At 58.8% G+C, this 11,207-nt stretch carries 9 protein-coding genes; 6 read left to right on the top strand and 3 right to left on the bottom strand.

What is annotated here, in order from left to right; translation table 11 throughout:
* Positions 1–30: 30 nt before the first annotated feature.
* Positions 31–906, bottom strand: a complete 876-nt coding sequence (locus HU754_RS17875) for a LysR substrate-binding domain-containing protein (protein WP_093437416.1) — start codon at positions 904–906, stop codon at positions 31–33.
* Positions 907–1,114: 208 nt separating this feature from the next.
* Positions 1,115–2,293 (bottom strand): hypothetical protein, encoded by a 1,179-nt coding sequence (locus HU754_RS17870; RefSeq protein ID WP_186623579.1) that lies wholly within the window; start codon positions 2,291–2,293, stop codon positions 1,115–1,117.
* A gap of 186 nt (positions 2,294–2,479) precedes the next feature.
* Here HU754_RS17870 and HU754_RS17865 point away from each other — a divergent pair, with 186 nt between their 5' ends.
* From HU754_RS17865 to HU754_RS17840, 6 genes are all read left to right on the top strand, one after another.
* Positions 2,480–3,412, top strand: a complete 933-nt coding sequence (locus HU754_RS17865) for a LysR substrate-binding domain-containing protein (protein WP_186623582.1) — start codon at positions 2,480–2,482, stop codon at positions 3,410–3,412.
* 234 nt (positions 3,413–3,646) lie between these two features.
* Positions 3,647–5,071, top strand: coding sequence for an aldehyde dehydrogenase (gene aldA / locus HU754_RS17860; RefSeq protein ID WP_186623591.1), 1,425 nt, complete (start codon positions 3,647–3,649; stop codon positions 5,069–5,071).
* 82 nt (positions 5,072–5,153) lie between these two features.
* Positions 5,154–6,473 (top strand): MFS transporter, encoded by a 1,320-nt coding sequence (locus tag HU754_RS17855; RefSeq protein WP_186623593.1) that lies wholly within the window; start codon positions 5,154–5,156, stop codon positions 6,471–6,473.
* Between the two features lies 1 nt (position 6,474).
* On the top strand, positions 6,475–7,692 hold the full coding sequence (locus tag HU754_RS17850) for a mandelate racemase/muconate lactonizing enzyme family protein (protein ID WP_186623595.1): 1,218 nt from the start codon (positions 6,475–6,477) through the stop codon (positions 7,690–7,692).
* Between the two features lie 163 nt (positions 7,693–7,855).
* Positions 7,856–9,469: a GMC family oxidoreductase gene (locus HU754_RS17845; protein ID WP_186623597.1), complete on the top strand. Its 1,614-nt coding sequence runs from the start codon at positions 7,856–7,858 to the stop codon at positions 9,467–9,469.
* Between the two features lie 102 nt (positions 9,470–9,571).
* Positions 9,572–10,177 (top strand): DUF6338 family protein, encoded by a 606-nt coding sequence (locus HU754_RS17840; protein WP_093437445.1) that lies wholly within the window; start codon positions 9,572–9,574, stop codon positions 10,175–10,177.
* A gap of 126 nt (positions 10,178–10,303) precedes the next feature.
* Here the strand turns inward: HU754_RS17840 and HU754_RS17835 are convergent, their stop codons facing one another.
* Positions 10,304–11,203, bottom strand: a complete 900-nt coding sequence (locus HU754_RS17835; protein ID WP_186623599.1) for a LysR family transcriptional regulator — start codon at positions 11,201–11,203, stop codon at positions 10,304–10,306.
* Between the last annotated feature and the right edge of the window lie 4 nt (positions 11,204–11,207).

Genomic DNA, 11,207 nt, shown 5'->3' with positions numbered 1-11,207 from the left:
TCCGGGAGAGGGCTAGGGTGAGGGGCTCTTTCAGGGGTTGCTCACCAGGCTCAGCCAATCGGTGAACAGCTTCACTTTCGACAGGCCTTGCTTGTCATTCGCCACATCCAGCCAATAGCCATAAGGCCCGATCACTTCAATCGGAGTGATCGGCACCAGGCTGCCGTTGGCCAATTCCTTCTCGATCATCTGCCGATCAATCACCGCCAGTCCGCCACCCGCCAGCGCGGTGTGGATCACTTGATCGAGTGTGCTGAATTCCAAGCCTTGTCCCGCATCGATATCCTCTCGTCCCATCGCCGCCAGCCAGTTCTCCCAGACCTTCAGACGCTTGCCGTCATGCAGAATGTGCAACAACGGAAACTCGTGCAGGTCTGGCGCTTGATCGCCGTTAAACAGCTCCGGACTGGCCACCGCGATGTGCCGTTCCATGACCAATAACTGACTGGCGCAGTGGGTTGACGCGGCGAGGCCAAAACGAATGTGGCAATCGATGTCCGCGAGGCTGTCGTGACTGGCCTGATTGGTCACGCTGAGGCTGATGTCTGGGTAGCGCTGGCAGAACGCGCGCAGGTGTGGCGACAGCCAGCGCGTGGCCCAGGTCGGTGGGGCGAGTACGCGCAGGCGCTGGCGCAGATTGGGCACGCGTACCGCTTGCAGGGCGCGCTCCATATGATCGAAGGCTTCGGCCAGATGCGGTTTGAGATTGCTGCCGGCTTCGGTCAGCGAGAGGCCTTGCGGGGTGCGCACGAACAGCGCGACGCCGAGGTAGTCTTCGAGTTGTTTGATCTGACGACTGACTGCGCCCTGGGTGACGTTAAGGCCGAGTGCGGCCTGGCTGAAGCTGCGATGACGCGCGACTTCTTCGAACACGCGCAGGGTGTTGAGGGAGGGCAGTTGACGCATGGAGGCAGAACCCCGGATCGAGCGTTTGGCTCGGTTTGTTTTTGTAGGTTTTATTTGTAGGGGGTATCTGACTATTGGTGAGGGTTTGATGCAAGTGGAGTTTGTGCGGGCGCCTTCGCGAGCAGGCTCGCTCCTACCCTGGAATGCATTCCAATGTGGGAGCGAGCCTGCTCGCGAAAGCTATCTCATCGGCGCAGTCATGTCGGGATCAGAAGTAGTAACCAACGTTCACATACACCTGGTTCTCCCACTGATCCAGCCCACCCGCAGCCAGACTCTGGGTGTAACTGCTGCCGCCAATGTACGGATCATTCCGGCCAAACAACCACTCGGCCGCGACCCACAATTTGCTCACCGAAAACGAGCTGCCGAGGATCATCCGCTCTGACGTCTTGTAGCCGCTGGCGGATTTGTCGAAGGCGCTGTAGTTGGCGTAGAGCTTGACCCCGCTGACCTGATCAAAGAGGTATTTGCCTCCGACGTCATAGCTCAGGTCGGCCACGTACAGATTGCCGCGACTGGCGACGTTGTAAGTACCGTCATACCCACCCAACGTCACCACTTCATCACTGCCGGGATTGCGCGGCGACATCTGTTGCCGCGCCGCTTGCAGTTGCACGCCCCATGGGCCGTTCTTGCCCAGATAGTGGATGGCCAAGGCGTTGCGCCGGCCATCGCTGTGGGTGTCGCGGTTCTGCAGGCTGGAAGTCAGACCGGAGACGCCGACCTCGGATTTCCACGGGCCCAGATCGAGTGCCTTGGCCACGCGCAGCACCACGGTGTTGCGTTCCTGGTTGTCGCTGCCATCGGCGACATAGCTGTCGGCCTCGGAGACGATGCTGGAGTAGCTCACGCCATTGCTGGTGCCTTTGCCTTGCCACGCCGGGCGCAGGTAGTAACCGGCCTGGACGTTCCAGTCGCCACTTTGCTGGATGTACTTGGCGCCGACCTGTTGCACGTCTTCGAGGCCGATAACGTTGCCAAGGGTTTCGTAGAAGGTGCTGCCGAAGTACGGCTGCAAGCCGAACGGCACGGTGTTCAGGCCGACCTGCACTTGCTGACCGGGATTGAATTTGTAGCCGACCCACGCGAACTTGGCGAACTGGATGTCGCCGTAGTTTTTCGTGTACTGGTAGGGATACGAACGACCGTAAAAGCGGTACTGCGCTTCACCGATCCAGCTGTCGGAATTGTACTTGGCACTGAGGAATACCGTGTCGAGACCGAACTTCTGAATGTCGCGATCCGGGTCCAGGTCCCAGCGCGCACGAATGGCGCCGCCCAGATCAAGATTGTCGGTGACCTGCACAGCCATCGCCGGAGCGGCAATGCTGCAGAACAGGACGATGGACGTGGTGCGCAAGCGAAAGGAAGCAGAGAAGGGCATGGAGCGGCTCTCGATTGTTTTTATTAGAGATGCCGCGCAGTTTTGCCATCCGCTGGTGGTTGAACAAACGATAAAAACGGTGAGTAAACCTGCGTCGAATGCATGTTACTCGGAAATTCCTGTAGGACAGTCCGGCACAGTCGTGGGATGCTTTGTGCCCTGTCAGTGGTTTTCGAGTGCCTTGATATGAAACGCAAAATGCCCGGCCTGAACGCACTCAAAGCGTTCGAGGTGGCCGGCAGCACCGGTAGTTTTACCCGCGCCGCCGAGTTGCTCAATGTCACCCAAAGCGCCGTCAGCCGGCAGGTGCGGCAATTGGAAGAACAGCTCGGCGAGAGTTTGCTGGAGCGCCGCCATCACCATTTGGAGCTGACCGGTGCCGGCAAGATCCTCCTGCGGGCATTGCACCAGTCATTCGACAAGATCGAGCTGACAGTGCGCAGCATTCAGCAGAAAACCCACTCCAACCGCTTGCATATCAATGCGCCGCCAACCTTTACCAGCCGCTGGTTGATGCCGCGTCTGGGCCGTTTGCGCGAGCAACACCCGGAGCTTGAGTTGAGCATCACCACACGCTTGCAGGACAGCCTCGCGGAAACCAGTACGCTTGATTGTGCGATCCGTTTTGGCGACGGCGAGTGGGACGGTCTCGACAGTTCATTGTTGATTCAGGAGCGCCATATCGCCGTGTGCGCCCCCTCTCTGTATGCCCGCGAAAGTGGCGAGTCGGGCATTGATCTCAATCGCCTGACGTTGTTGCACGTATTGGCCAAAGAGGATCAGCGTTATCTGACCTGGAAACATTGGCTCGATGCGGCGCGGATCACCGGCGTGGATACCCAGGGCGGCTACGAGTTCGATCTGCTGGATCTGGCGATTCGGGCGGCGACCGATGGTCTGGGCATCACCATAGCCGACTGGCACATGGTCGCTGCGGAACTGGCCAGCGGGCAGTTGACGCAAGTGCTGAATGTGCATGTGGAGGGGCACCAGTCGTATTGGCTGGTGACCCGGCCGGAGCAGACCGAGATGCCGCAGTTGCAGGTTTTTTCGCAATGGCTGCAAGAGGAAATCTGGCTGGCGCAGCGCCAGTTAGAGCCCTCGACCGCTGCTATCTGAATCAGCCCAGATTCCCTTGTAGGAGTGAGCCTGCTCGCGATGGCGGTGTATCAGCGAAAAATAGGTGGCTGACACACCGCCATCGCGAGCAGGCTCACTCCTACAGGGGATTTGTGCCGATGCGGGGGTAACCTGCATTTTTCGAATGTTTAACCGCCCGATAAATCGTTTGTTCAACCCGCCATCGATGACAAGACTGGTGGCATTGATAAAAACAAACGATGGGCGATGCACATGCGAATCGAGCGAAATTTTGTTAACGGCCAATTTATCGAGCCTGCCAGCGCGGCGCTGATCGCGGTCTACAACCCTGCTACCGAAGCGTTGCTCGGCCATGTGTCGGGTGCCACCGCCGAAGAAGCCACCGCGGCGGTCGATGCGGCGGCAGCGGCACAAAAGGTCTGGGGCAAACTCACCAGCATCGAGCGCGCCGAACATCTGCGAGCCTTGGCCACCGCCCTTGAAGATCGCGCTGAAACCATCGGTGCCGCACTGGCCGCCGAATCCGGCAAAAGCGTTAGCGATGCCAGCAACGAAGCCCGTTACGCCGCGCAGATCACTCGCTACCACGCAGAGTGGGCGCGCCGTATCGAAGGCGAAATCATCCCCAGCGACAGCCCTGACGAAAACCTGTTTCTGCACCGCGAGCCGATCGGCGTCGTTGCCTGCCTGATCCCGTTCAACTACCCGGTTTACACGTTGCTGCGCAAAATCGCCCCGGCATTGATCGCCGGTAACACCGTGGTGGTGCGCCCGAGCAACAACACACCGACCTCGGCATTTGAAATTGCCAAAGCGGTGCAGCAATCGGGCATGCCGGCCGGTGTGATCAACATCCTGACCATGGATCACGCCACGGCAGCGGCGGTTTGCACACATAAGGCCGTGGGCCTTATTACCCTGACCGGCAGCGTCAACGCCGGGCGCATCGTTCTCGATTATTGCAAGGCAAACATCGCCAAACCTTCGCTGGAACTGGGTGGCAAGACCCCGGCGATCATCGAAGCGGATGCCGATCTGGAAGCGGCCGCGACAGCAATCATCGCGTCGAAAACCACGCATTGCGGTCAGTTGTGCACGGCGGTAGAGCGTGTCTATGTGCAGGAAAGTGTCTACGACCGGTTCCTCGCACTGCTCAAGGCCAAAATCGCTGAAGTGAAATTCGGCGACCGCGCCACCGACGGCAACCTGATGGGACCGCTGGTCAACGCCAGTTCGCAGCGGAACATCCACGCTTTGGTCGAGCGCGCCATCGCTGACGGCGCAATCCTCGAAAGCGGTGGCGTGCTGCCGCAAGGCCCGGGGCATTTCTACCCGCCGACGCTGCTCAGCGGTTGCCGTCAGGACATGGAAGTCGTTCAGGAAGAAATCTTCGGCCCGGTGCTGCCGGTACTCAAATACCGCGACATCGACGAAGCGCTGGCCATGGCCAACGATCATCAGTTCGGTCTGTCGTCGGTGCTCTACACCGAGAACTACCGCACCGCACAGAAAGTCGCCAACGCCATCGAGGCCGGCGAGTTGTACGTCAATCGCACCCCGGCCGACCCGTATCAGGGCTACCACGCCGGCTGGAAACGCTCGGGCCTGGGCGGCGATGACGGCAAGCACGGCATGCTCGAATTCACCCAGACCCGACTCGTGGTCATGAAGTACTGATCCACCGCAACACGCCTCACGCTGCACCTATAAAAACAATTATCAGGGGCGCCCGGAGCACGGGTCGCCCGAGGTCACTTCAATGTCCAAGCATGCATCTTCTGCTGCCGCTGTTCAGGGTTCCACGTCGGCTGTGAAAAGCCAGAGCGACAAGGGAAGTCGCTATTTCCAATTGATGTTGCTGGTGCTCGCCGCCGGCGCAATCTATCCGATTCTCTATCTTCGTCAGGTCTATCAAACGACCATGCTCGAGGTGTTCCAGATCAACCACAGCGAGCTGGGTTATCTGTACTCGATGCTTGGCACGATTTTTCTGCTCAGCTACTTGCCTAGCGGTTGGCTGGCCGACCGCATTGCGCCGCGCTTTCTGATTTTCTTCTCGCTGGTGGCCACTGGTGCTCTGGGCCTTTGGTACTCGACGGCACCGTCGATGAGCGGGCTGATGATCATCTTCGGTTGCTGGGGGGTGACCACCGGTTTGACCTTTTGGGCCTCGGTGCTCAAGCGCGTGAAGATGATTGCTCATCACACGGAACAGGGCCGGTTCTTCGGGATTCTCGACGGTGGTCGCGGGCTGGTTGAGGCGTTGCTGGCGACGGTCGCGCTGGGTCTGTTCGCGTTTGCCACGGAGACCCGGGGCGAGTCGACCGCCGAAGGCTTCAAACACGTGGTTTATCTGTATGCCTTCACCTGTATCGCCATCGGCTGCTTGCTGGTGCTGATCAAGGACCCGAAGTCGATGGAAGACACGCCCGCGGTGGAGAAGGGCAAGTTCAATCTGCTCAGCGATCTGGGCACGCTGGTGAAGATCCCGGAGCTGTGGCTGGTGACCGCCATCGTGTTCTGCGGGTATCACATCTTCTGGGCGACCTACAGTTTCTCCGATTACTTGCAAGGCAGCGGCATGACGGCGGTCATGGCCGGCACCATCACCACGATCAAGTTGTGGATGCGCCCGATCGGCGGCATCGGTGGCGGCTGGCTGGGCGACAGGTTCTCGAATATCTCGGTGCTGATCGTCGCGCTGCTGCTGGCCAGTCTGGCCATCGTCGGGCTTATCGTATTTCCGGGACTCAACAGTATGGGGCTGCTGATCGGCACGGTGATTTTCATCGGCCTGATGACTTACGCGATTCGTGGTCTGTACTGGGCGATTCTCGACAGCTGCAACATTCCGCTGCGCATCACCGGTCTGGCCATCGGTATCGTCTCGGTGGTCGGTTACATGCCGGATGCCTTTATCCCGCTGATCAACGGCTACCTCACTGAGCACTTTCCCGGCGCGCTCGGCTACAAGCTCTACTTCGGCTACATCGCGACTATCGGTCTGATCGGCACCCTCGCTGCCGTGACCTTGCGTGCCCGAATCAATCGTCAATCTTCGAAAAAAGCAGGTGCCTGAGATGAAAATCATCGCCCTTGAAACCCATATCGTTGCCGTACCGCCACCGCACATCGGCGGCATGTACTGGCTGTTCGTCAAGCTGAAGACCGATTGTGGCATTGAAGGTGTCGGCGAGATCTACGCCGCGACCTTCGGCCCGAAAGCCATGTTGCCGATCATTGAGGACGTGTTCGAACGCTACCTGCTCAATCACGATCCGCACCACATCGAGCGCTTCTTTCGCCAGGCGTATTCCAGCGGATTCACCCAGCGTCCCGATCTGACCATGATGGGCGTGGTCAGCGGTCTGGAGATGGCCTGCTGGGACATCATCGGCAAAGCCGCGAACAAACCGGTTTACGAGTTGCTCGGCGGCAAGGTCAATGAACGTCTGCGTTCCTACACCTACCTGTACCCCATCAACAGCCGTGGCGAGTACGACTACGACGACCCGGATCTGGCCGCCGAGTGCGCGATAGAGAACATGAACAAAGGCTTCACCGCCGTGAAGTTTGATCCGGCCGGCCCTTACACCGCGTACTCCGGGCACCAGATTTCGCTGGAAGTGCTGGAGCGATGCGAAACCTTCTGCCGCAAGATTCGCGAAGCAGTCGGCGACAAGTGCGACCTGCTCTTCGGTACCCACGGGCAGATGGTGCCCTCGTCGGCAATCCGCCTGGCCAAGCGTCTGGAGAAATACGACCCGCTGTGGTTCGAAGAGCCAGTGCCGCCGGGGCAGGAAGAGGCCATGGCGCAGGTCGCGGCGAAGACCAGCATCCCGATCGCCACTGGCGAGCGCCTGACCACCAAGTACGAATTCTTCAAGCTGTTGCAGGCTGGCGGCGCGTCGATTCTGCAGATGAACGTGGCGCGCTGCGGCGGTCTGCTCGAAGCCAAGAAGATCGCCAGCATGGCCGAAGCCTACTACGCGCAAATCGCCCCGCACTTGTACAACGGGCCGATTGGCGCGGCGGCGAGTTTCCAGTTGGCGACCTGTACGCCGAATTTCCTGATTCAGGAAAGCATCGAGACGTGGGGTGGCTTCCACGCGCAAGTGCTGACCAAACCGTTGCAGTGGGAGGACGGCTACATCATTCCGTCCACCGAGCCGGGCCTGGGGGTTGAGCTGAACATGGACGTGGTGCGCAAGCATTCGACGTACACCGGCGAGCGTTTGCACCTGCAGATGGCGCCGACCCCGGTGGACGTGAAAGACAGCTCACCAGCTCGCGGCTGACACAGGCTTTGATTGCCAGGCCAGTCCCCTGTGGACGTGAGCTCGCTCGCGAACCGACGGGGTGTCAGGCAATGAAAATGCGAGCTGACAGGCAGTCTTCGCGAGCAAGCTCGCTCCCACAAGGGCGGCGAATTTTGTACAACGACTTACGCGGTAACCGTGCATGACATACGACTACATCATCGCTGGCGCCGGCGCCGCTGGCTGCGTGCTGGCCAACCGGCTCTCGGCCTCGGGCCAATACACCGTGCTGTTGCTGGAAGCGGGCGGCAAGGACAGTTCCCTGTGGTTCAAGATTCCGGTCGGCTTCGCCAAAATGTATTACAACCCGACCTTCAACTGGATGTATTACAGCCAGCCACAGAAACAACTGAGCAACCGCGAAATCTACGCACCGCGCGGCAAAGTGCAGGGCGGTTCCGGCTCGATCAACGCGATGATCTACGTGCGCGGCCAGGCTCATGATTTTGATGATTGGGCGGCCAACGGCAACGACGGCTGGGGCTTCAAGGACGTGTTGCCGTACTTCCGCAAACTGGAAAATCATCCACTGGGTGACAGCGAATATCACGGTGGCAGCGGCCCGATCAGTATTACGCCGATGAAGGGCCAGACCCATCCGATCTGCGATGTGTTTCTTGAGGGCTGCTCGGAACTCGGCTATCCGCGCAGTGAAGATTTCAACGGAGCGAAGTTCGAAGGGGCGGGTCTCTACGACGTCAACACCAAGAACGGTCAGCGCTGCTCCAGCAGCTTCGCGCATCTGCATCCAGCACTGAAACGGCCGAACCTGACGGTCGAGCACTTCGCGCTGGTGGGTCGGGTGTTGTTTGATGACGCGCAACAACAGGCGACCGGGATCTCGATTACTCAGCATGGCGTGGTACGAACCTTTACCGCACGCAAGGAAGTGATCTTGTGTGCAGGTGCCGTCGACACACCGAAGATCCTGCAACTGTCCGGCGTGGCGGATCGTGAGCTTCTGGCCAAACATCAGATTCCCTTGGTCAAACACCTGCCGGCAGTCGGGCAGAACCTGCAGGATCACCTGTGCGCCAGCTATTACTACAAGGCCAATATCCCGACGCTCAACGATGAACTGAGTTCACTGTTCGGTCAGTTCAAACTCGGCGTGAAATACCTGCTGACGCGCAAGGGCGCCTTGGCCATGAGCGTCAATCAGGCCGGTGGTTTTTTCCGTGGCGACGCGCAGCAGAATCACCCGAACCTGCAGCTGTATTTCAACCCGCTGTCGTACCAGATCCCGAAAAACAACAAGGCCAGCCTCAAGCCTGAGCCGTATTCCGGCTTTCTGCTGTGCTTCAATCCGTGCCGGCCGACCAGTCGTGGGCATATCGAAATCGCCTCGAAAAATCCCCGGGATGCGGCGCTGATCGATCCGAATTACCTGAGCACGCAAAAGGATATCGACGAGGTGATTCAAGGCAGTCGCCTGATGCGCAAGATCATGAATGCACCGGCGCTAAAGTCCATTACCGTAGACGAGGTTTTGCCTGGGCCGGCGGTAGAAACAGACGAACAGATGTTGCAGTACTTCCGCGATAACTGTGGCTCGATTTATCACCTCTGCGGTTCGTGCGCGATGGGCGCTGACGAGCAGACGTCGGTGGTCGACAAGCGGCTGAAGGTGCACGGTTTCCAACGGCTGCGGATTGTTGATGCGTCGATCTTTCCGAACGTGACATCGGGCAATACTCACGCGGCGGTGTTGATGGTGGCGGAGAAGGGCGCGGATCTGATTTTGCAGGATGCGTAATGAGTGGTGACAGTTGCGCGTGAGGGTTTTCAGCCGTGTGCACTAGGCTTTTGAGGGGCGGTCGATAGTCAGATCGGCCGGTCTTTCAAGGAGCCTCGGATCATGGATGATCTGGTCAAAGAAGTAATTCCGCTGTTGCAGTACCTGATTCCCGGTTTTTTGTCGGCGTGGATTTTTTATTCGCTGACGGCATTCAAACGACCCGATACGTTCGGGCAGATTGTCCAGGCGCTGATTTTTACATTTGTGATTCAGGGAGCGGTTTTGGGGATTGGGGCGATGTGTTTGTGGGTAGGCTCGAAAGGCTTTTCTGTAGGACGTTGGGATGCCAAGGCCGAAACAATTTGGGCATTCGTTGTGTCGGTGACGCTCGGGTTGCTTTCCTGCTACCTGGCCACGAATGACAAATTGCATGGCTGGTTACGCAGTCGAAATGTCACGAAACAAACTTCCTACCCCAGCGAATGGTTCAGCGTTTTTGCCCAACATCATCGTCTGGTCACGCTACATTTGAACGATGAAAGGCGCGTTTTTGGCTGGCCCGTGGAGTGGCCACCGGAATCCAGCAGTGGCCAGTTCGTGATGCAGAATCCCTGTTGGCTGGATGCCGAAGGGGCAGAAGTGCCTTTTGGCGCTGAGTTTTTGCTGATAGATTCCGGCAAGGTCAAGTGGGTCGAATTCGGCCCGAAATCGGAGGTTTCTTTATGACAGCCAGAGCACCGCAACCAATGCCGGAATGGGTAGCGCGTCGTTACACGAAAGATGGCAAGCCAGTGGCAAATGCGCAGCCTAGAGCACCGAGCGCTCCACCACCGCTGAAGAGCTAGTATTTCCTTAGCCCCAACCCTCAGCCACCGCCCGGCGAATCGCTTCCAGCAACATCGCAAACGCCGGGTTGTCGTTGTTCTCGCGCCAGATCAGATGCAGCTCGCTCTGCACGCCTTCACCCAGATCAATGTCGCGGAACACCACATTCCTGAACACCACACTGGTAGCGCAGCGCGGTACCAGCGCCAGGCCCATCCCGGCATTCACCAGTGCCAGAATCGTCAACGATGAGCCCAGCCACTGCACATAATCCGGCGCAACCCGAGCCGAGCGCAGCATTCCGGTGAGCAATTCGTTGAACGGCGGATACGCGGCATGGGAGTACATCAGGAACGGTTGTTTATCCAGGTTACTGACCGCCACTTCAGCCGCCGTTGCCAATGGATGTCCACTCGGCACCGCCAGTACAAACGGTTCGCGCACCAGGCATTCAGTCGCGTAGCCAGGCTCCAATAGCGGCGCGCGGGCGATGCCCAAATCGATGCGTCGCGCGCGCAGGGCTTCGTGCTGCTGGTAAGTGTTCATCTCCGACAGATCGATTTTCACCTGCGGTTGTTTCAGGCGCGCCTCGGCAATCACCTTAGGCAGAAATTCATACACCGCGCTGCCGACAAAACTGATGTTCACCGTACCGATGTCGCCCTCTGCGAACCGTCGGGCAGTGACGGCTGCTTGCTGTGCGCGCTCCAGCAGGTTCTGTGCTTCGACGAAAAACGCCCGACCGGCAGCCGTTAGCGCGACGCTGCGAGTGCTGCGGGTAAACAGTTCGACGCCGAGGTGATGCTCAAGCAACTGAATCTGCCGGCTCAGTGGCGGCTGGGTCATGTTCAGTCTCTCAGCGGCGCGGCGAAAGTTGAGTTCGGTGGCGACGGTGGTGAAGCAGCGCAGTTGAGTCAGTTCGAACATTGAT

Source organism: Pseudomonas zeae (assembly GCF_014268485.2).
Taxonomy (GTDB): domain Bacteria; phylum Pseudomonadota; class Gammaproteobacteria; order Pseudomonadales; family Pseudomonadaceae; genus Aquipseudomonas; species Aquipseudomonas neuropathica.
The sequence above is the reverse complement of the archived record's forward strand: the minus strand, read 5'-3'. Positions and strand labels throughout refer to the sequence as shown.

Excerpts from the sequence above, each read along its gene's own strand:
- HU754_RS17875 (WP_093437416.1), bottom strand. The coding sequence starts at position 906 with ATGCGTCAACTGCCCTCCCTCAACACCCTGCGCGTGTTCGAAGAAGTC.
- HU754_RS17870 (WP_186623579.1), bottom strand. The coding sequence starts at position 2,293 with ATGCCCTTCTCTGCTTCCTTTCGCTTGCGCACCACGTCCATCGTCCTG.
- HU754_RS17865 (WP_186623582.1), top strand. The coding sequence starts at position 2,480 with ATGAAACGCAAAATGCCCGGCCTGAACGCACTCAAAGCGTTCGAGGTG.
- aldA (WP_186623591.1), top strand. The coding sequence starts at position 3,647 with ATGCGAATCGAGCGAAATTTTGTTAACGGCCAATTTATCGAGCCTGCC.
- HU754_RS17855 (WP_186623593.1), top strand. The coding sequence starts at position 5,154 with ATGTCCAAGCATGCATCTTCTGCTGCCGCTGTTCAGGGTTCCACGTCG.
- HU754_RS17850 (WP_186623595.1), top strand. The coding sequence starts at position 6,475 with ATGAAAATCATCGCCCTTGAAACCCATATCGTTGCCGTACCGCCACCG.
- HU754_RS17845 (WP_186623597.1), top strand. The coding sequence starts at position 7,856 with ATGACATACGACTACATCATCGCTGGCGCCGGCGCCGCTGGCTGCGTG.
- HU754_RS17840 (WP_093437445.1), top strand. The coding sequence starts at position 9,572 with ATGGATGATCTGGTCAAAGAAGTAATTCCGCTGTTGCAGTACCTGATT.
- HU754_RS17835 (WP_186623599.1), bottom strand. The coding sequence starts at position 11,203 with ATGTTCGAACTGACTCAACTGCGCTGCTTCACCACCGTCGCCACCGAA.